Source organism: Bacillus sp. 2CMS4F, assembly GCF_023161785.1.
In the GTDB taxonomy this organism is placed as follows: Bacteria; Bacillota; Bacilli; order Bacillales; family Bacillaceae; genus Bacillus; species Bacillus halotolerans.
In genome coordinates, this window is record NZ_JALNTO010000001.1 from 691,471 (window position 1) to 712,692 (window position 21,222).

Annotated in this window: 19 protein-coding genes, 1 pseudogene and 1 riboswitch; of the genes and pseudogenes, 9 read left to right on the forward strand and 11 right to left on the reverse strand. The window is 42.2% G+C overall.

Going from position 1 to position 21,222, the window contains the following annotated elements; all coding sequences use genetic code 11:
- Positions 1-63: 63 nt before the first annotated feature.
- From MTN95_RS03210 to mtnA, 3 genes are all read left to right on the forward strand, one after another.
- Entirely contained in the window at positions 64-843 is a 780-nt protein-coding gene (locus MTN95_RS03210) for a carbon-nitrogen family hydrolase (protein ID WP_105990707.1), read from the forward strand.
- Positions 844-926: 83 nt separating this feature from the next.
- Positions 927-1,081: riboswitch (SAM riboswitch) on the forward strand.
- Between the two features lie 104 nt (positions 1,082-1,185).
- Positions 1,186-2,379 carry an S-methyl-5-thioribose kinase gene (gene mtnK, locus MTN95_RS03215; RefSeq protein WP_142391656.1) on the forward strand — a complete coding sequence of 398 codons (1,194 nt, stop codon included), beginning with the start codon at positions 1,186-1,188 and terminating at the stop codon, positions 2,377-2,379.
- Positions 2,380-2,386: 7 nt separating this feature from the next.
- Positions 2,387-3,448: an S-methyl-5-thioribose-1-phosphate isomerase gene (gene mtnA, locus MTN95_RS03220; protein WP_105990705.1), complete on the forward strand. Its 1,062-nt coding sequence runs from the start codon at positions 2,387-2,389 to the stop codon at positions 3,446-3,448.
- Positions 3,449-3,483: 35 nt separating this feature from the next.
- Here the strand turns inward: mtnA and MTN95_RS03225 are convergent, their stop codons facing one another.
- From MTN95_RS03225 to MTN95_RS03235, 3 genes are all read right to left on the reverse strand, one after another.
- Entirely contained in the window at positions 3,484-3,609 is a 126-nt protein-coding gene (locus tag MTN95_RS03225; RefSeq protein ID WP_142391714.1) for a hypothetical protein, read from the reverse strand.
- 89 nt (positions 3,610-3,698) lie between these two features.
- On the reverse strand, positions 3,699-4,196 hold the full coding sequence (locus MTN95_RS03230) for a methylated-DNA--[protein]-cysteine S-methyltransferase (RefSeq protein WP_105955521.1): 498 nt from the start codon (positions 4,194-4,196) through the stop codon (positions 3,699-3,701).
- On the reverse strand, positions 4,193-6,409 hold the full coding sequence (locus MTN95_RS03235) for a PAS domain-containing sensor histidine kinase (RefSeq protein WP_105955520.1): 2,217 nt from the start codon (positions 6,407-6,409) through the stop codon (positions 4,193-4,195). The genes MTN95_RS03230 and MTN95_RS03235 overlap by 4 nt, the downstream gene beginning before the upstream one ends.
- Positions 6,410-6,662: 253 nt before the next feature.
- On the opposite strand from MTN95_RS03235, the gene MTN95_RS03240 reads away from it, so the two are divergent.
- Positions 6,663-7,685 carry an acyltransferase family protein gene (locus MTN95_RS03240; protein ID WP_059292898.1) on the forward strand — a complete coding sequence of 341 codons (1,023 nt, stop codon included), beginning with the start codon at positions 6,663-6,665 and terminating at the stop codon, positions 7,683-7,685.
- A 41-nt stretch (positions 7,686-7,726) separates the two neighbouring features.
- Here the strand turns inward: MTN95_RS03240 and MTN95_RS03245 are convergent, their stop codons facing one another.
- The 4 genes from MTN95_RS03245 to htpX form a co-directional block, all read right to left on the reverse strand.
- Positions 7,727-7,897: a hypothetical protein gene (locus MTN95_RS03245; RefSeq protein WP_024121154.1), complete on the reverse strand. Its 171-nt coding sequence runs from the start codon at positions 7,895-7,897 to the stop codon at positions 7,727-7,729.
- A 2-nt stretch (positions 7,898-7,899) separates the two neighbouring features.
- A complete protein-coding gene (locus MTN95_RS03250; RefSeq protein ID WP_024121153.1) occupies positions 7,900-8,055 on the reverse strand; it encodes a hypothetical protein in 156 nt (51 codons plus the stop codon).
- 156 nt (positions 8,056-8,211) lie between these two features.
- Positions 8,212-9,561 (reverse strand): Ktr system potassium transporter KtrD, encoded by a 1,350-nt coding sequence (ktrD, locus tag MTN95_RS03255; protein WP_024121152.1) that lies wholly within the window; start codon positions 9,559-9,561, stop codon positions 8,212-8,214.
- A gap of 174 nt (positions 9,562-9,735) precedes the next feature.
- Positions 9,736-10,632, reverse strand: a complete 897-nt coding sequence (gene htpX / locus MTN95_RS03260) for a protease HtpX (RefSeq protein ID WP_248336904.1) — start codon at positions 10,630-10,632, stop codon at positions 9,736-9,738.
- A 171-nt stretch (positions 10,633-10,803) separates the two neighbouring features.
- Between htpX and MTN95_RS03265 the strand changes: the two genes are divergently transcribed.
- Positions 10,804-11,505 carry a DUF1836 domain-containing protein gene (locus MTN95_RS03265; RefSeq protein WP_105990701.1) on the forward strand — a complete coding sequence of 234 codons (702 nt, stop codon included), beginning with the start codon at positions 10,804-10,806 and terminating at the stop codon, positions 11,503-11,505.
- 133 nt (positions 11,506-11,638) lie between these two features.
- Complete coding sequence (gene sspD / locus MTN95_RS03270; protein ID WP_010333988.1) at positions 11,639-11,833, forward strand: acid-soluble spore protein SspD; 195 nt, start codon at positions 11,639-11,641, stop codon at positions 11,831-11,833.
- Between the two features lie 10 nt (positions 11,834-11,843).
- Here the strand turns inward: sspD and MTN95_RS03275 are convergent, their stop codons facing one another.
- The 4 genes from MTN95_RS03275 to MTN95_RS03290 form a co-directional block, all read right to left on the reverse strand.
- Complete coding sequence (locus tag MTN95_RS03275) at positions 11,844-12,989, reverse strand: anti-sigma-I factor RsgI family protein (RefSeq protein ID WP_105955517.1); 1,146 nt, start codon at positions 12,987-12,989, stop codon at positions 11,844-11,846.
- Positions 12,986-13,741, reverse strand: a complete 756-nt coding sequence (gene sigI / locus MTN95_RS03280; protein WP_024121148.1) for an RNA polymerase sigma factor SigI — start codon at positions 13,739-13,741, stop codon at positions 12,986-12,988. The genes MTN95_RS03275 and sigI overlap by 4 nt, the downstream gene beginning before the upstream one ends.
- 263 nt (positions 13,742-14,004) lie before the next feature.
- A complete protein-coding gene (locus tag MTN95_RS03285; protein ID WP_044156151.1) occupies positions 14,005-14,799 on the reverse strand; it encodes a TerC family protein in 795 nt (264 codons plus the stop codon).
- A 256-nt stretch (positions 14,800-15,055) separates the two neighbouring features.
- A complete protein-coding gene (locus tag MTN95_RS03290; RefSeq protein ID WP_059335905.1) occupies positions 15,056-15,724 on the reverse strand; it encodes a DedA family protein in 669 nt (222 codons plus the stop codon).
- 189 nt (positions 15,725-15,913) lie between these two features.
- Between MTN95_RS03290 and MTN95_RS03295 the strand changes: the two are divergent.
- The 3 genes and pseudogenes from MTN95_RS03295 (at position 15,914) to MTN95_RS03305 (ending at position 21,128) form a co-directional block, all read left to right on the forward strand.
- Positions 15,914-18,315, forward strand: a pseudogene (locus MTN95_RS03295) (bifunctional diguanylate cyclase/phosphodiesterase).
- 89 nt (positions 18,316-18,404) lie between these two features.
- Positions 18,405-19,289: a non-homologous end joining protein Ku gene (gene ku, locus MTN95_RS03300; RefSeq protein ID WP_483861562.1), complete on the forward strand. Its 885-nt coding sequence runs from the start codon at positions 18,405-18,407 to the stop codon at positions 19,287-19,289.
- Between the two features lie 3 nt (positions 19,290-19,292).
- Positions 19,293-21,128, forward strand: a complete 1,836-nt coding sequence (locus MTN95_RS03305; RefSeq protein WP_248336908.1) for a DNA ligase D — start codon at positions 19,293-19,295, stop codon at positions 21,126-21,128.
- The last annotated feature ends 94 nt before the right edge of the window (positions 21,129-21,222 follow it).

Sequence of the window (21,222 nt, forward strand, 5' to 3'; positions counted from 1 at the left end):
TGATAGTCCAGTATCATATATGGTTAAATGAAAAAAGTAAAGAAAAATATGGGGTGTTAAAAAATGAAATGGACCATATCTTGTCTTCAATTTGATATTTCATACGGAAAACCTTCAGAAAATATAAAAAAGGCTGAATCTTTAATCGAAAAAGAGAGTAAAAATGCTGATGTTCTTGTTCTCCCTGAATTATGGACGACCGGTTACGACCTTGCCAATCTTGATCAGCTTGCTGATGAAGACGGGCTCACTGCTCAAAGCTGGCTGCAAAAAACCGCAAAAAAACACGGGGTTCATATTGTCGCAGGATCTGTTGCTGTCAGAAAGGGTTCTGATGTTTATAATACAATGTTCATCGCAGATAAGGAAGGACGAATCATTAAAGAGTACAGCAAAGCCCATCTTTTTCAGCTGATGGATGAGCATGTGTATTTATCAGCCGGTTCCGAGGACGGATACTTCGAGCTTGAGGGCGTCAAAAGCTCAGGACTGATCTGTTATGATATCCGTTTTCCGGAATGGATCAGAAAACATACGACAAAAGGCGCTAACGTGCTGTTCATTTCTGCGGAATGGCCTCTGCCCCGCCTTGATCATTGGAAAAGCCTGCTTATTGCGAGGGCCATTGAGAATCAATGCTTTGTCGCTGCCTGCAATTGCACAGGATCTAATCCCGATAATGAATTCGCCGGGCACAGCATGATTATAGACCCTTGGGGACGCATATTGGCCGAGGGCGGCCGTGAAGAAGGCAGTGTCAGAGCGGAAATTGACCTTCAAGAAAGTGTTGAGGTGCGGGGGAAAATTCCTGTTTTCGATGATATCAGAAAAGATTTATATTAAAAAATATATTGACAATTCAATCACACACCTGTTACTATGTTCATCAACTGATAAATTAGAATTGTTTAACAAGTGAATATATTCTCTTATCGAGAGTTGGGCGAGGGATTGGCCTTTTGACCCCAACAGCAACCGACCGTAATTCCATTGTGAAATGGGGCGCATCTTCTTGGCGCCGAGACTGAGGTCTCGTAAGGCACGGTGCTAATTCCATCAGATTTGATCTGAGAGATAAGAGAGGCGGGACATGATTGTTAAGCCTCCTTCTCTCTGAGAAGGAGGCTTTTTTACGGCCATTTGCGGCACACATATCAAGAAATTACATAATTGGAGGTAATGACGATGGCAGTCACAAAAACACCTTTATACGAAACGTTAAATGAAAGCTCCGCTGTCGCACTCGCGGTGAAACTCGGCTTATTTCAAAGCAAAAGCACACTGACATGCCAGGAGATCGGCGACGGAAATTTAAACTACGTCTTTCATATTTATGACCAAGAAAATGACAGGGCTTTGATCATTAAACAGGCGGTTCCTTATGCAAAAGTTGTCGGGGAAAGCTGGCCGCTGACAATCGATCGGGCAAGAATCGAAAGCAGCGCACTGATCCGTCAGGGTGAACACGTCCCTCACCTCGTACCGAGAGTTTACTATTCAGATACTGAATTGGCGGTTACGGTCATGGAGGATCTTTCACATCTGAAGATCGCTAGAAAAGGACTTCTTGAAGGTGAAAATTATCCAAATCTGTCCCGAGACATTGGCGAATTTTTAGGGAAAACGCTTTTTTACTCTTCTGATTACGCACTTGAACCTAAGGTGAAAAAACAGCTTGTTAAACAATTTACAAATCCTGAGCTCTGCGATATTACCGAAAGACTCGTATTTACAGATCCTTTCTTTGATCATGATACAAATGAATTTGAGGAAGAGCTTCGTCCATATGTTGAAAAGCTTTGGAAAAATGACAAGGTCAAAGTTGAAGCGGCTAAGCTGAAAAAGTCATTTTTAACATCTGCCGAGACGCTGATTCATGGCGATCTGCATACAGGAAGCATTTTTGCCAGCGAGCTTGAGACAAAGGTGATTGATCCTGAATTCGCTTTTTACGGACCAATCGGTTTTGATGTTGGCCAATTTATCGCCAACTTATTGTTAAATGCACTCAGCCGTGACGGTGCTGATCGAGAGCCATTATATGAACATGTAAAACAAGTTTGGGACACGTTTCAAACAACATTCAGTGAAGCCTGGGAGAAAAACAGTCTCGAGGTGTATGCCAAAATCGACGGTTATCTCGCTGATACGCTCAGCCATATTTTTGAAGAGACAATTGGGTTTGCCGGCTGCGAACTGATACGCCGCACCATCGGCCTTGCCCATGTGGCAGATCTGGATACAATCGTACCGTTTGATAAACGAATCGAAAGAAAACGGCTGGCGCTGGAAACCGGTACTGCCTTCATCGAAAAACGTTCACAATTAAAAACCATAACGGATGTTATTGAATGTTTTAAGTTACTTGTAAAGGAATGATTCACCCATGACCAATTCATTTGCTGTTCCGCGTTCTGTTGAATGGAAAGAAACAGCCATTAAGATTTTAAATCAGCAAAAGCTTCCTGATGTTACGGAATATTTGGAGCTGACAACGAAAGAAGAAGTATTTGACGCGATTGTCTCACTTAAAGTTAGAGGAGCCCCGGCGATCGGCATTACGGCAGCATTTGGGCTCGCGCTGGCGGCAAAAAACATCGAAACTGATAATGTGGCGGAATTCCGCTTCCAATTGGATAACATCAAAAATTATTTGAACAGTTCAAGGCCGACAGCAATCAATTTATCATGGGCGCTCGAAAGACTGAGCCATTCAATTCAAAACGCCATTTCTGTAAATGAAGCAAAAACCAATCTTGTCCATGAAGCGATTCAGATTCAAGTCGAGGATGAAGAAACGTGCCGTATGATTGGCCAAAACGCGCTTCAGCTTTTCAAAAAAGGCGACAAGATTATGACAATCTGCAATGCCGGTTCTATCGCGACAAGCCGCTATGGAACCGCGCTTGCCCCGTTTTATTTGGCGAAACAAAAGGATTTGGGGCTTCATATTTATGCTTGTGAAACCAGACCGGTTCTTCAAGGTTCACGGCTTACTGCTTGGGAACTGATGCAGGGCGGTATTGATGTCACGCTGATTACGGACAGCATGGCAGCCCATACAATGAAAGAAAAACAAATTTCTGCCGTCATCGTTGGCGCGGACCGAATTGCAAAGAACGGAGATACCGCGAATAAAATTGGCACTTACGGACTTGCTATTTTAGCAAACGCCTTCGATATTCCGTTTTTTGTAGCAGCACCTTTATCTACTTTTGACACAAAAGTAAAAAGCGGGGCTGATATCCCGATAGAGGAACGGGACCCCGAAGAAGTCAGGAACATTTCCGGCGTCCGAACCGCTCCGGCTGAAGTGCCTGTCTTTAATCCTGCTTTTGATATTACACCACACCATCTTATTTCTGGGATCATCACTGAAAAAGGGATTATGACCGGTTCCTATGAAGAAGAAATTGAACAGCTGTTTACAGGCGAAAAGGTTCATTAAAAAACCGCTGAAGACTTTGCTCATATTCGGCCGAGTCAGCGGTTTTTTTGTTTGCTCACATTCATATCGATTATTTCATCTTTTTGAGCGCTGGATAAGATATGCAGTTTTACAAGCAGCTCGGCAAAAACGGCAATTTTCTCAGAGCGGCTCGGCTTCAATTGCTTTGTCCTCCTCTTTCATCAGACCAACTTTTTTAACTTAGTAAAATCATATGTCGGCGGCGAAAAAAGGGAACGTGCCATATGTTTTATTTTTCTTTATAGGAGATTTGCTCGATGCTAAGCAAATAAGCTTTGATGTCAGTTTTACTTCCGGCATACCCTGTTAACGTGCTGTTTTTGCCGATCACTCTGTGGCACGGAACAAATATCGGCAGGTCATTTCGTTTATTTGCCTGTCCGACAGCGCGTACCGCTTTCGGACTTCCGACCGCTACGGCAATGTCAGCATAGCTTCGTGATTCGCCATACGGAATCATGGCAAGCGCCTCCCATACTTTTTGCTGAAAAGGCGTGCCCTTTTGGCTCAATGGCAGTGAGAATATCTTTCTTTCTCCCGCAAAATATTCGTGAAGCTGCTTTTTCGCTTCTGCTAAAAAAGCCGTCTCCACCTGCTCCGTATTCTCAACAGATTCTTTCCACTGCCTCAAATCTTCCTTACTGAGGAAGAGACGGGTGATGCTGCCTTCTTCCTCGACAATTGCGAGCTCCCCGAGCGGCGTTTCCGCTGTCGTATAGTAATTCATTCGTCTAACCTTCTTTCTTCAAAATTCTGCCTGACGGGAAGTGTAAGATGAAAAACAGTCCCCTTTCCTTCTTCACTTTCCACCATTATTTTGCCTTGATGTTCTTCAATAATTTTATAGCTTACCATAAGCCCGAGTCCAGTTCCCCGTTCCTTTGTTGTATAAAACGGTTCTCCGAGACGCTTTAATTTATCCTCTGTGATTCCGACTCCTTCGTCTTTCAAAGATATAAGAATATGATCCTGATCAGCTTTTTTGATCGTCACATAAATATTTCCGCCATCAGGCATGACTTCGATGGCGTTCTTTAATATATTGATAAAAACCTGTTTCAGCTGATTCGGTTCACAGTATATCGGCGGAATGTCGCCGACTAAATCCAGATGCATTTGTACGTTGCTGAGATTGGCTTGCGCGTTAAGAAGGTCTAATGTGTCTTTCATAATTTGTGTCACATGTTTTTCCTCATACATGATAGCCTGGGGCTTGGCTAAAATTAAAAACTCTGTGATGATGGATTCGATGCGCTTTAATTCTGAGGTGATGACGTTGAAGTAAAGAGAATAGTCTCCCTCTACACTCCCTTTCAGGAGCTGAATGAAGCCTTTAAGAGCTGTCATTGGATTTCTGATTTCGTGAGCGATGCCGGCAGCGAGTTCTCCAACGACATGGAGAGTATCAGATTTGCGAAGACGCTCTTCCAGTTCTTTTCGCTCTGTGACATCTTTAAAAATAGCCAGGTTCATATTTTGAATAATATTTCGTTTAAACGAAAATTCTAGTTTTCGATTATCATTGCTGCTCAGCAAAAATGGGATCTCATTGTCCATTTCATCGAAATTAATCTGCCTTGCCGGTGATGCCAGATTTTCTATTTCATAGGAAGAAATAATATCAAGCAGGCTGTGTTTTTTTAGTTCTTCATGCGGCAGTCCCAAAATATTGCTCGCTAACGGGTTGGCGTCGATGATTCGGTACTGATTGTCGAATAATACGTTGCCGTCCATTGAGCCGTTGAACACTTTTCTGAATTTGAGCTCGCTTTCCCGAAGCTCCTTTTCCATCCGCTTTCGGTCACTGACATTTCTTAAAATTGTTAAGTGCTGGTTTTCAAGTATAGTCCGCTTTGAAGTAAATTCAAGCTCTTTGAACTGCCCGTTGCCCATTTGAAACAGCATCTCTTCTCTGATCTCACCGTATTTTGCATATTTCCTCTTCGTCCAGCTGTATTTCTGCTGAGAGTCTACGAGAAAATCACACAGCTTTCTTTTTAACAGCAAATTCATCGGCAGCTCAAAAATTTTACAAGCTGACTGATTGGCCTTAACGATTCTTCCGTCATTCGACCAGATGATAATAGCGTCCATGGCGTTTTCAAAAATTTCTCTGAAGCGCTCCTCACTTTTAAATAGCTGGAGCTCCATGGACCTCTTCTCCGTGATATCCCGCATAATCGACATATAAAAACCGCTGATGATGTTAGACGTAATCGTAAATTCAAACAGCTTCTGATCTCCTGAACGAAGCCTGACAGGCAGCTCGCCTTTTGCTTTTCCCTTTCGATAAAGCGTGTGCCAAATGTTATCGAAATCTTTTCGCGATCCGCTGTCAATGAATTGATACAGCGACAAATGCGACAGCTCATTCTGGTCGATTTCAAAGCTTTTGCAAAAGGACAGATTGGCATCAATAAAGCCGCCGTCTTTATCAAATAAAACGATTCCGTCGACAGCTCTGTCAAACAAGTCCTTAAAAAGCTGTTCATTCATGGAAAATTCCCGCTCCAAAATTTTCTTTGAAGAAATGTCTCTCATAACGACAAAAAAGAAATCCTCGCCAATCCCTCTTTTGGCAAGAAACTCAATATATTTTGTCGCTCCGCTGTCCAGCCTGATCGGAACCTCCTTCCACAGAAAACCTTTCTTAAAAAACTTCTTCACGGAAAGGTCCAGCTCATCCTTTGGAATAGAAAACAAAAAATCAAAAACGGAACGCTTTTTCAAACCTTCCGCATCTACTTGAAGCATCCTCGCTGTTGCTTCATTTGCCTGCACGATTTTCATATCATTATCACATATAAAAATAGCATCGAGCGTATTGTTCACAATCACTTGATGCTGATGTAATTCCTTTTTCAGCCGATCATTTTCTTGTTTGAGGCGCTTCAGTTCCTCTTTCAGATCTGAATTTGTCTCGACATCGAGAGTTTCCATGCGTAAACACTCCTTCTTCAAAACCTATCCCTCAATATTTCTACATATTGCATGAACTTCCTTCATTCGCCCTATACATTTCAGAAAATTTCAGCGTGATTACATAAAGAAGACATTTTCAACGATCCTTACCGTCACTTTACATCGTCCTAACAATCAGACGTTTTTTCAAATCCTTTTTGATCTTTTATTTTAAAATAAATACCAACAGGGAATAATCTTTTAGTGACTGATTTAAAGAGAAGGTGATGCTATGAGTAAATCGCGAGACAGTTATTTTGACAATGCAAAATTCTTATTGATATTCCTTGTTGTTTTCGGTCATATTCTTCGATCTTTTATTCATGATAACAATTTTATGCTCTACCTCTACAAGTTCATTTACACGTTCCACATGCCTGCCTTTATTCTTGTATCCGGTTATTTCGCCAAAGGTTTTAAACGCGCCGGATATGTGAAAAAGCTGGCGGTCAAGCTGATTATTCCATATTTGATTTTCCAAAGCATCTATTCCGTCTTTTATTACATTATTCAAGACGAAAGCATGACAAATGTGAATCCGATTGACCCGCAATGGTCGTTATGGTTTCTGGTAAGCTTATTTTTCTGGAATATCCTGCTCTATCCTTTTTCAAAGCTTTCTAAGCATTGGGCGCTGTTTGTCAGCTGCGGCATCGCCGTGCTGATCGGTTATCTCGACTTTGTCAGCAGCACACTGAGCCTGTCCCGGACATTTGTATTCTTGCCGATGTTCCTTGTCGGATTTTACTCGAATAAACATCACTTTGATTTACTGAGATCAAAACGAGGCAAACAGATTGCGCTCGGTGTGCTCGCCGCCGTATTTGTCATCTGCTGGGGCATCGATTTTGACTATTCATGGCTGTTCGGCTCTAAGCCGTACTCATCATTTGGCGATGTCACCTTGGCAAGCGGCCTCTCCCGAATCGGCTGGTATGTACTTGCCTTTGCGGCAACCTTTAGCTTTTTAGCGCTTGTTCCGCAAAAACGCTATTTCTTTACTAAGTGGGGAACAAGGACATTTTACGTATACCTGCTCCACGGATTTATCATTAAAACACTCAGGCAGGTCGGGCTTGAGGATGGACTCACTGACTATCAAAACTTAGTCATCCTGCTGCTCTTAACTGCAGCCCTTACCTCCATTCTCTCAAGCAATTTCGTCAAAACGGTTGCTCAGCCGTTCATTGAACTGAGAATGACAGGCTTGCTGCAGCTAGTCAGAGGAAGCAGCAAAAATGCCTATTTAAAATAACATAACACCTCTTAAGCGGCATGCCGCCTAAGAGGTGTTTTTTATTTTTGTTTTTTCTCTTTTTTCTTTTTCGGCTTTGTTACTTCAAGGGTTTCAATGATTTTCCCGGCGTTGTAATCCCCAAGCTCACTTGAGAATTCTTCCTCAAGCACCTTCTTATTCATCGGCTTTTTATGATTTTGCATGTCTTTGCTGTGCTGGTTCTTTTTCATGTTCACGCGCCTCCTTGCTGACCTTGTTTGGAATTGCGATTGGCCCCTCGGAAATTCGGGTCGTCGTGATATTGAGTCTTATATGCATTTCTGTCCATACTCTCAGTCGGTGTATTGTTATTTTTTATGGCTTCATCGACCTCGGCCTTACGTTTCATAGAAATCCTCCTCGTCAGTATTTCTAATTTTTATTTCGCTTCAAAATGCAGGCCAGCTGATTAACACTGCAGCTGTTTATGTTAGGTTCTCCAACTGTTGCCGGGTCACACATCTTTTTTTTGGCAATAAAAAAACACCGCAGATGCGGTGTTTCATTATCCGATAATCACTCTTTCCTTCGGATAATGGTAATTTGCTTCAATTTCTTTTCTTCCGATCAGATAAAGGAACGTCAATATTCCGATCCGCCCGATAAACATGACGATCATAATGACACATTTTCCTACGTTGCTCAAATCAGCGGTAATGCCAAGGGACAGACCAGTCGTTCCAAAGGCAGAACATACCTCAAACAAAAGCTCCAGCAGAGAATGCTTTTCTGTCACTGTAAGGATCAGTGTCGCTCCAAAAACGAGCAAAATCGCCATCATTGTGACCACAAGAGACTTCATCAGATCTGCTGGGTGCAGCTCCCGTTTGAATACTTTTACCGCTTTATTGCCGCGTGCAAAATGAAACAGCGCAAGCAGATTCAAGGCAAAAGTTGTTGTCCTTATGCCTCCCCCGACTGAGCTTGGTGACGCACCGATAAACATCAGCGCGCACATAAAAAACAACGTAGGATCCGACAGCTGGCTGATATCAATTGTTGCAAGCCCGCCGCTTCGGGTAGCTGTTGATTGAAACAAGGATAGAAACAAAATATCATGCCATGCCTTTCCTGCAAATGAGTGGCTCGCTTCCAGCGCATAGATGCCGATGGCGCCAAACACTACGAGTGAGCCAAACATAATGGTCGTGATTTTTGTAAAAAGCGTAAACGGATATCTCCGATGCTTTGAAAACAAGAAGTCCTTTACTTCGACAAGCACCGGAAAGCCGATCGCTCCGAATATGATCAAAAGCATCGTAATAAACTGCACAAAATAATCATGGCGGAATGGAACCATGGAATTTCCTGTTATATCAAACCCGCCATTTGTGGTTGCGCTGACACTTGCAAAAAACCCGTGTAAATAAGCTTCCTGAAAGGAATCATAGTAGGTTAAAAAATAAGTGCCAAGTATGATTCCTCCAAAAAATTCAATCCACAATATAAGAAAAAGAACCTGCTTCATTAAATTGACAATACCCGAAAACTGGGATTGGTTTTGGTCTACCATAATCAATTTCCGTTCTTTAAGGCCGATTCTTTTTCCCATGATCAGCCAAATAAACGTTCCGAGCGTCATAATCCCGATTCCGCCAAATTGCAGAACAAATGCCAAAATAAAAATGCCTGTAGTGCTGAATGTATCAGCTGTATCCACAACCGTCAGCCCCGTGACGCTGACTGAACTGACAGCCGTAAAAAGCGCGTCAATAAAAGTCCAATCCGCTCCCTGCTTATGGGCAGCCGGCAGACTCAGCAATATCAGGGCCACAGTTACTGCGAGAAAGTAATATAATGCAATCAGCTGGGCCGGAGATAATGCCTGTATCAATTTTCCAAGCTTTAATCTCATGTGAAATCCTTCTGCCTCTCTTTTAAAGTACGGTAATTATTCTAAAGATATTAGATCCATTTTTAAAGGCTTTTGCGAAACATTTTCTTAACTTGCATATTTTTTTATTATTTTAGTCAAAGTGAAACAGAAAAAAAACCTCTGAGGGTTCTCAGAGGAAGGATGTTTTTCATTTTATTTAGCTTCTAATCGTCTGATTCTTTCATCTAAATCAGGGTGAGTAGAGAAAAGCGATGACCGCTTCTTGCCATTAATCTTTAGTGTTTGGACAGCTGTCTGATCTTCTTCCATGATGCGGGAAGAATAGCTCTTAAGCGTCCGAAGAGCATGAATCATCTTATCCTTGCCGGCAAGATCCGCTCCTCCCCGGTCAGCATGGAATTCACGGTGGCGTGAATACGCAAAAACAACGAGGCTTCCGAGAATTGAAAAGACAATCTGAAACACAATCATTGCGATAAAATGAACAATCGGAGCAAGATCTTCCTTAACAAAGCGGCTCGCTATCCATGCAGCAATCCGTGATAAAAAGACGACAAAGGTATTCACAATACCTTGTAAAAGCGTCATTGTCACCATATCACCATTTGCAATATGAGCGACCTCATGGGCAAGCACACCTTCAACCGCAGCATCATCCATTTGATCAAGCAGGCCTGACGACACAGCGACAAGAGAGCGGCGTTTTGAAGGGCCAGTCGCAAACGCGTTCACTTCGGAAGAGCGGTAAATTCCGACCTCCGGCATCTTCGTTAAGCCGGCAGAGCGGCATAATCTATAAACACGGTCAACCAATTGCTGCTCTTCATGGCTAAGTGTATGTTTCTCCGGATTCAGCACTCTGACACCCATCATTGTCTTTGCCATCCATCTGGACATCGCAAGAGACATAAAGGAACCGACAAAACCGACGACTAAACTGAATACAAGAAGCGCAATAAGATCTATACCGCCATCAGCTGTAAAGTACGTCCCAACTCCAGTGACAGAGCTTATGACAGATAAAACAATTCCGATCGTTGTAAGCACCAAAATATTCGTTAAAATAAACAGAAAAATTCTTTTCGCCATAATAACCTCCGTTATTTTTAAGATCAAATGAACCTGTATATTTAAATTATAAAACATCTGTTTGAAAATGCAAGGATTTAGACGTATGATGTTAATGTATTACTGACGCTTTAATAGTGCATTTATACATAGAGATTATATCCGCGTCAAATTGTCTTGAAGAGGTGAACAATGACTATTTTTAAACTCACTCGTATTGAGATGGTACGGCTGCTCTATTCCCTTAAAGGCCTGGGAGACATTAGCCCGCTCGACATTCTCGTTAAATCGGCGAATATGTCAGCGGAAGAAGCTGCAAGCCATCTTCAAATTCCAGAATTTCTTACAAGATATGAACGAAAAAAACAGAAAAAAGAATACGGCCTGTCAACCAACGAAATCGTTGAGCTTGGCAATTTATGCGAGCTGACTTCGTTAAAGTCAACCGCGATTCAAAATTGGGTGAAACGCGATATCAAAGATCTCATTGGCCATCCTGAGCTGGGTAAAAAGTATTCAGTTGAACAGGCAGTGATTCTTTTAATTGTACGTGACCTAAAATCCATTTATGACTTTGAACACATACGAGCTATCTTAAAAGTTGCTTTTAACACCATCTCAGACAGATCTGATGATGTCATCAGCCCGTTAGCGTACTATGAAAGCTGCGCGCATGTGCTGCATGCCATTTATCACCAAGATACTCCTTCCATGAAGGAATCAAATCTCCAGCAGATTGTCGAACAGGAAACAGATCTTTTTCGTCACCATTTTGAAGAGCTGAGTGACGCCCAATGGCTCAAAATCAGGCAGATTATTGCCATTACAGTTCTCTCCATTTTGACGTTCCATATTCAGGCGACCGCGAACAAAATGACCGCTGACATACTGTAATCAGGATGTACCCCCGGCAAATTGCCGGGGGTTTCTTATTCCCCCACAACAATTGCCAGCATAAATAAACCCCGTACATTTCAAACTAAATACGCGTTAAGAATTTCTTAATAGAAAAAGGAGATGAAAAAAGATGGCGAGCAGAAATAAACTCGTTGTTCCAGGGGTGGAGCAGGCACTAGACCAATTTAAACTTGAAGTGGCTCAAGAATTCGGTGTGAACCTTGGTTCTGATACAGTTTCACGCGCTAACGGCTCTGTAGGCGGGGAAATGACAAAGCGTCTGGTTCAGCAGGCACAATCACAGCTAAATGGCACAAATAAATAAACTCAGGACTCTATTCGCCGGGGGCACTCGGCGAATCTTCTGTTTGAGCTGATTCATTATTGCTGCTGTAGCCATTTGGATTACGGTGGTAAGAAGCATTATCCCGATTAGATGAGGAATGATCCTTTCCTTTTTCACCGTTATTCCAATTTTTGCGATTTTTGCTATTCTTGCTATTCTGTTCACCATTGTCTTCTTCTTCATTTCCGTTATCTTGAGGAACTTGTGTAGGGGTTTGCTCAGTATCCCCATCTTTTTCAACTTTCGTGTTTTCATCTGATTCCTTTACATCTTTATTCTGTTCACTATCATCATTCTGCGTGTCAGTTGTATCTTCTTTCTGTGAATCCGTATCATCCAGCTGTTCATTTTCTCCTTGTTTGCTGTCCTGATCGTCTGTCTGATCCGTGTTTTCTTCCTCGCTGCCGGTATTTTTTTGATCCTCTTCCCCGGATTTTTGAGAATCTTCATTTGGATCTTTCATGTTATTCTTTTCATTCGATTTTATGTAGCTGCCTGTTGATACGCCTTCTTTTTTTGCTTTTTCTCTCGTTTTCATATCTGTTTCGAGAGATTCCATGCGGTATGTCGTTTTATATTTTTCCGTTACATCATTCAGCTGCTTTTTTACTCCTGATTTATATGTATCGTCATCCGTATTTTCATAAACAGTGGAAATCAATATTTCTTTCGATTCCTTTACATATCCATGCTCGCTGCAATCCGTAATAATATCGTCTATCACCTTTTTAAAATCAGTCTCCTCCCAATCATCGATGTCACTGATAACCTTCTTGCCGTCATCATTTAAGGGCGTCAGTTCGATCACTTCGTAATCGCTGTTTATCGCCATTTCGAAGCTTGGATTGATATCTATTGTCATATACGCATAGGCCTTGTCATTAGAGAAAACGGGGAGGATAATAAAAATAAAAAGCATAATAGCAGTCATCGAAAAAATCCCCATTTTGAAAGGGCGCAGTCTTAAAACATCAAAAAAGCTGGCCCTTCTGCCCATGCGTGTCTCACTCGGAAGCATGATTTCTTCTCCGATTTCATATGTTTGGCGATCATTTTTTGCTTTTAAAAATTGTCCGTCAGGGGTCAGCAACGTGACGAATTTTTTATTTTTCTCTACTATGATCCCTCTTCTCATGAGTGCAGCACCCCTTTAAGATAATCTTTTAAATAAATATAATCACCGGTAATGATAATGCACATTGCAATGATATATTTTCTGTTTCGCTCAATCGTTTTTCTGCTTACTGAAACGAGCTGTTCGAGCTGTTTAACAGGAAGCTGTTTCTTCGTATAAAGAATCGCAGCTAATTCTTCATGCTCGACAAGGGTGAGCGCCACCTTTATGGCGTTTTGCCTTGCGTCCGCATGCTTTGGAGAATGTTCAAGCAGCTCTTGAAATGAAAGACCGTAGTCTCTGAGCTGCTTTTGAAAATACAGAATTTCCTCCCGCCTCTGTTCCTGTTCTATCTGGCGGCGGTATTCATCAATAGAAAGCTCGGCTTCAATCAGGCTTTGTGAGGATTCCTGATCGTCACCCTCCTGTAAATCCATATTAATATTTTGAGCGGTTCTTGCTTCTTTTCTAATGTAATCAATGACTTTTCTTTTTATAATAAGCTCTGCGAATGCGAGCAGCGAATTTCCTTTTTCAGGTGAGTACTTTTCAATAGCTTCGTTAAATGCAATCAGTCCGATGCTGAATTCATCGTCTTTTTCATCTATATATCGTTTACAAACGGATGAAACCGTCTTTGCGATAAATGGCTTATATTGCTGTATCAACTCGTTTTGCAGATCTTTATTGCCTTTTTGTATGCTTTCAACAGATTTTTCAAGCGTTTGCTTCTTTTTTCCCAATTTAAACAAAAGGCTAAGCACTGGTTTCACCTCAGTTCCTCCCTATAACTACTCATTAATGATAGCTAATTTGATAGGGAATCGCAAAGGAGAAAAAGAAATATTGATTTCCAATGTCTCAATTATGACAATCCATTCTCACGTACTATACAGGATTTCGTGCCTTTAAAGAGAATTTTGGGGGTTTTAAAAGAGGTTTTTGTAACAAAGCTGTTATAAAAATGTTATTTTATTTCGTCTGTGAAAACGCTTCAAACATGAAAAGACTCTGCTTTTCAGCAGAGTCTTTTTGATTAAGCCCTTTCTTGGCTTCTGTCATTTTGTTCGTTTTGTGCGTCTTCCGCCTGTTTTTTTGAGCCTGACATAAACCAGCCGCAAACTGCGATCGCCGCTAAGACACCCCAGAAAATCAGCTTCCATGTCCCTGAGTGGATAAAGTGCGAGGACACTATGGCGATGTCATCATGTGCGAGTGTATATAAAGCAAGCTTTACCCCGACCCATCCGACAATAACAAAAGCTGCTGTTTCTAGGCTTGGACGTTCCTTTAAAAGCTTAACAAACATCGATGCCGCAAACCGCATAATCACCAGTCCGATAATGCCTCCGGCCAAAATAACGAAGAATTGTCCTCCATCAAGTCCGCCGATCTTTGGAAGTGAAGTTCCCGGCAGCGTAACGGCCAGAGCGACGGCCGCTAAGATGGAGTCAACAGCAAAAGCGATATCTGCCAGCTCAACCTTTAATACAGTCGGCCAAAATCCGCTTTGCTTCGTCACCTTATGATTGTCTTCTTTCTTAAATACATATCTTTTGAGCAAGTGGCTTGCTGCAATATACAGCAAGTAGATCGCGCCAATGGCTTGAACCTGCCATACGTTCACCAAAAAAGAAATAGCGAATAAAGAGCCAAATCGCAGAACAAAGGCACCTGCCAGCCCATAAAACAATGCCTTCTTTCTTTGCTCCTCCGGCAAATGTTTTACCATAACCGCCATCACTAAAGCGTTATCAGCGGCTAAAATACCTTCCAGCCCGATCAAGACGAGAAGAACCCAACCATACTCCAATAATAATGCTGCATCCATAAATGATACCCTCCCAAAAAAGTTGTTTTCTTTCTCTTCATCCGATCTTATGCCGGCCGGACATGCAAAAAAGACCTTTGCCGACATAAGGCAAAGGTCTTGCTAGACATGAATTCAGGCATGCCAACAAAGCCGATGGATATCACTATCCATGAAATGACGACTTTGTTTCCGGAACATTCCGGACGCTACTCCCCTTTGGGATTTCAAGAAATATCATATTATATGTCAATGATATGCGGAGAGAGCTTATTTGTCAACGCTTATTTTTTAAAAAAACTGAAAAATGTTCAGACTGAATTCGTTTTTTTCTCTTCTTTATCAGTAAATAAAGAACAAACAAGATCAAAATAGCGATCCCGATCGGAAGCATATATTGGTCTAGAATAGAGCCAACGTCTTTCCAATTTTCCCCGAGCTTCACACCGAGATATACATAAACAAATGTGATCGGCAGCATGGCGATAAACGTGTAAAGAGAAAACACCCAGACATTCATTTTTGCGATGCCGCATGGTATGGAAATCAGTGTGCGGATCCCCGGCAGGAAGCGGCCGCTGAAAGCGACAAAACCGCCATGTTTTTTAAAAAATTCATCCGATTTGTCAAGAGCCTCAGGCTTTATAAAGAGGTACTTTCCGAAACGTTCAAGAAACGGCCTGCCTCCATAACGCCCGATCCAATACAGGGTGAGCGGACCGGCGACTCCTCCTAATGATCCTGCCAGAACAGCGCCGGCAAGCGTCATGTCACCTTTCGATACCCAATACCCTGCAAGCGGAAGGACAATTTCGGCCGGAATAAATTCAATACAGAGCGCCAGAAAAATTCCGAAATAAGATAAGCTTTTAAATGCTTCTATCCAGGACATAACCAATTCTTCGATCATCTTCACTTCCCTTTTCCCTGATCTATGTATACACATTTTTGTTTTTCACTCAAAACATCAAAATGATTTTAACATATTTTTGACGGTCAGCAGAACTAAAAACAGAGAATCTTCATTTCAAGCGTTTTTCTGACAATTTCTCCAGGCATATAGACTGAAATTCTTTAGCTGACAGCCGATATTAAGGAGAGTCAACAAGACTGGAACACACGGAGGAATCTCCATATGGAATTACACGCAACGTATAATACAACACTCATATGTTTATCTATTCTTATTGCTTGTGCAGCATCGTTCACTTCCCTTGAACTTTCAAGAAAAGTCACCATTCATACAGGATTAAAAAGCAAGGTGTGGCTGATTGCAGGCTCTATCATTATGGGATTTGGGATTTGGTCCATGCATTTTATCGGCATGATGGCTGTTCATACGGAGATGCCGATGCATTATGAACTGGCGCCTTTAGTTGCCTCGATTGCAGCTGCTGTTTCTGGATCATTTGTTTCTTTATATATCGTCAGCCGTTATATCCTAACCTTTTACAGACTGCTTACAGGATCGGTGGTGCTGGGTGCATCGATTTCGTCTATGCATTATATCGGAATGTCTTCCATTTCCCGGGTAATGATGATGTATGAACCGCTGCTTTTTACATTATCCATTGTCATTGCCATTGGAGCATCTTTCGTCTCACTAAAGATTTTCTTTGACTTGTCCATGAAAAAACCTGCAGACCATTTGCTGATTTATAAAATAATCAGTGCCTTAATAATGGGAATTGGCATATCGGGAATGCATTATACAGGAATGTTGGCTGCTACATTTTATGAGGATGTTGCACCTCCCGACCATCATATGGAAGTCCATACATTCGATTGGTCTATTCTGATTGCCTTAATCGTCTTCTGTATTCAAACGTTATTATTATTCAGTTCTCATGCTGATCGAAAATTTATGAAACAAAATGAACGCATGAAGGATAACGAACAGCGGTTTCAATCTTTAATCATTCATAATATTGATGCGATCTTTATCCTGTCATTAAAAGGAGATATTATTTCTTCTAATCATGCTGGTGAGGATATGATGAATAATTTCGGCCTAAACCATCAAAATTGGAATCATTATATGTCGCCAAAAATCAATGCGCTTTTTAAGCAGGTCAAAGGCGAAAAGCAAGCCATTAACAGCGATACCAATCTCATGACGGACAAAGGCCAGTTTCATTTAAATATTACGTTTATCCCTGTTGAGGTGAACCAAGAATTGGACAGCATATATGTCATCTGTAAAGATGTGACAAAACAGTACAGAGCCGAAAAAAAATCCATAGAATGGCTCATTACGACTCTCTTACAGATTTACCCAACAGAAGACATGCGATCTCCCATTTAACAAAGGTCTTGAATCGCGAGCATGCCTTGGATTATAACACCGTGGTATTTTTCTTAGATTTGAACCGGTTTAAGGTGATAAATGACGCATTAGGCCATAATGTCGGCGATCAGCTGCTCCAGCTCGCGGCTAAACGGCTTTCATCCGTTATACCTGATAATGGATTTATCGCACGGCTTGGGGGTGACGAATTCATTATTATTTTGACTGACGCCAATACTGGAACAGGCGAAGCCGATGTTTTGGCTAAAAAAATCATTCAGCAATTCAAAAAGCCATTTAAAATTCAGGAACACACCCTTATTACATCCGTCAGCATCGGAATTGCGATTTCTCCTAAAGACGGAACAGACGGCCCTGAATTGATGAAAAAAGCAGATATGGCAATGTATGCAGCCAAAGAGCGAAACAAAAGCAAATACAGATACTACTCTTTCTCAATCGGCAATAAAGAAACCGTCAAGCTTAATCAAGAAATGGAGCTGAGGGAAGCGATTGATAACAAAAGATTTGTCTTGCATTATCAGCCGCAATTCAGTACAAGAGATCAAAAAATGACAGGTGCTGAAGCGCTCATACGCCTTGTCACTCCCGACGGCAATCTGCGTCCGCCTGGAGAATTCATCGGTGTTGCCGAAGAAACCGGCCTTATTATTGATATTGGAAAGTGGATTATTGATGAGGCGTGCAGGCAGGCAAAAGTCTGGCACGACAAAGGATTTGATCTTTCTGTCGCCATTAATATTTCCGCCAGACAGTTTCAATCGGAGGAACTGATTCCGCTCATCAAGAATACACTTTCTAAATACATGCTTCCCCCTCGCCTTCTTGAAGTTGAAGTAACAGAAAGCATGACCATGGATAATCTTGACCACTCCAAAAAGGTTCTATCTTCTTTAACCAAATTAGGCATCAGGATCAGCATTGACGATTTTGGCACGGGGCATAGTTCTCTAAGCTATTTAAAGGACTTTCCGATCCACAGGCTGAAAATCGATAAATCATTCATCGATGATATTCAGACACACCCGAAATCAGAACAAATTACCGGCGCCATTATTGCCATGGGCCATCAGCTGTCTTTACAAGTCATTGCCGAAGGCGTGGAAAACTCCGGCCAAAAACAGCTGCTTGACGAAAAAGGCTGTGACCATTTACAGGGCTTCTTTTTCAGCAGGCCGATACCGCCCGAACAGCTTGAACACTTGATATTGAACCAGCCGCCGCGTTAACAGCGCCGGCTGTTTTTTATACCCATAAGTTACTACACATGAATCACCCCTCTCATCTCCACAATAATGAAAAAAAGGGGTTCATCGATATGCATACAATGTGGAAGGGATCCATCAGCTTTGGTTTGGTGAATATCCCCATCAAGCTTTATGCCGCCACAGAAGACAAAGACATCAAACTGAGAAGCCTTCATAAAGAAGATCATGCGCCAATTAAATATGAAAAAATGTGCACCAACTGCGAAAAAACGCTCAGCCCTGACGAAATTGTGAAGGGATATGAATACGTAAAAGGAAAATATGTCGTACTGACTGATGAAGATTTAAAAAGCTTAAAGCAGGAGCATGAAGAGAAAGCGGTTGAAATTGTCGATTTTGTTCAGCTGCAGGAAATTGACCCGATATATTTTAACCGCTCCTACTTTGTCGGACCCGGAGATAACGGCACGAAAGCCTATACTCTTCTTCGCGAGGCGCTTCGATCCACCGGAAAGATCGGGATCGCCAATATGACGATCAGGTCGAAACAGCAGCTTGCCATTCTCCGCGTATATGAAAATTGCATCGTAATGGAATCCATCCATTATCCCGATGAGGTCCGTAGTGCTGCCCACGTACCCGGAGTGCCTGATCAAACAAATGTAAATGATAAAGAATTGCAAACCGCCATTACACTGATAGATGAGCTGACAACTGAATTTCAGCCGGAACAATATGAGGACACGTATCGAAAAGCCTTGCTGCAAAGAGTCAATGATAAGCTGGAAAATAAAGAAACAGCCGTCACTCCTGACAAAGCGCCTCCTCGTGAGGATGTGATCGACCTGGTCAGCGCACTTCAAGCCAGCATCGATCGAACCAAAAGGCCGAACCGGGAAAAACCAGCGGCAGCACCTGCCGAAGACGGAGAACCGAAAGGAGCCGGAGAAAAAAAGCAGAAAACCACTAGAAAAAAAGTCTCCGGCACATCATAACCAATGGCGTTTACCATGCAGCCCGTCCTTACTGCGTCACCTCCAAAAGGAGCGGAATGGCGTTACGAAGTAAAATATGACGGGTTTCGCTGTATTCTCCGCATTCATCCGTCAGGCGTGACATTAACGAGCAGAAATGGCTTAGAACTTAACAGCACCTTCCCTGAAATTGCTAACTTTGCCGAAACTGCTTTTCAGCATATAGAAAAGGAACTTCCGTTAACACTTGACGGAGAAATCGTGTTTTTGGCGAATCCATTCCGTTCAGATTTTGAACATATTCAAGTGCGGGGACGTTTGAAACGGCCGGACAAGATACAGGAATCCGCAAACTCTCGGCCTTGCTGCTTTCTCGCATTTGACCTTTTGGAACGAAGCGGAGAAGATGTATCGACTTATTCCTATATTGACCGAAAAACATCGCTGCATGAGCTGATGTCTGCTGCAAAGCTCCCAGCTGAGCCAAATCTTTATGCAAAGGAAACCATTCAGTATATCCCCTCCTACCAGCACTTCGATCCGATTTGGGAGAAGGTAATAAAGTATGACGGAGAGGGAATTGTAGCAAAAAAAATCAACAGCAAATGGCTCGAAAAAAAACGGTCATCTGATTGGCTGAAATATAAAAACTTTAAACATGCCGATGTTTGTATCACAGGATTTAATCCTCACAATGGATTTCTGACGGTTTCTGTGTTAAAAAACGGTGTAATGACGCCTGTCGCCTCTGTATCACATGGGATGAGCGAGGAAGAAAAAAATGCAATACGCGCGATTATGGAACAGCACGGACATAAAACAGCATCAGGTGAATATACGCTCGAACCATCGATCTGCGCTACTGTCCAGTACTTAACGATTTTACAAGGCACGCTAAGAGAGGTTTCGTTTGTCAAATTTCAATTTCAAATGGACTGGACCGACTGCACCTTTGCACAGCTTGTGCGCCGCTCAAAGCCGGTTCATCCAAAACTGCAGTTTACAAGCCTGGATAAAATCATATTTGAAAAGCATAAAAAAACAAAAGAAGATTTCATCCAGTATATGATTGAAATCAGCGACTACCTGTTCCCGTTTCTCAAAGACCGTGCTGTCACGGTTATTCGCTATCCGCACGGATCAAGGGGCGAATCCTTTTTCCAAAAAAATAAGCCGGATTATACACCGGACTTTGTCCAATCCTTTTTTGACGGTAGCCATGAACATGTTGTCTGTAAGGACCTGTCCACCTTATTGTGGCTTGCCAATCAGCTCGCTTTAGAGTTTCATGTTCCTTTTCAAACGATTACAAGCAGAAGGCCCGCAGAGATTGTCATTGATTTAGATCCCCCGTCCCGAGATGACTTTCTGATGGCTGTTCAGGCAGCAAATGAACTCAAACGGCTCTTTGAATCCTTCGGCATCACATCGTATCCGAAGCTTTCCGGCAACAAGGGGATTCAGCTTTACATTCCCTTGTCACCAGAAGCATTTACGTACGAGGACACACGCCAATTTACACAGCTGATTGCCGAATATTGTACCAATGCATTTCCGGATCTATTTACTACCGAACGCCTGATCAAAAACAGGCATGGAAAATTGTATCTCGATTATTTGCAGCATGCTGAAGGAAAAACGATTATCTGCCCCTATTCCACCAGGGGAAACGAGCTTGGCACCGTAGCGGCGCCGCTGTATTGGCACGAGGTGCAGCCATCTTTGACACCGGCAATGTATACAATCGATACCGTCGTTGACCGGGTCAAGAAACACGGATGCCCGTTTTATGAATTTTACCGCAATCCGCAGGATGAACCTCTTGCCGCTATTTTGAATCAGCTGAAGAAAAAGAGCTGACTTATCCAGTCAGCTCTCAGGCTGTCGAGAAAATCTCGACAGCCTTTATTTTTTCTTAAAATATCCATTCTCATGTAATAAAATAAAAGAAAGA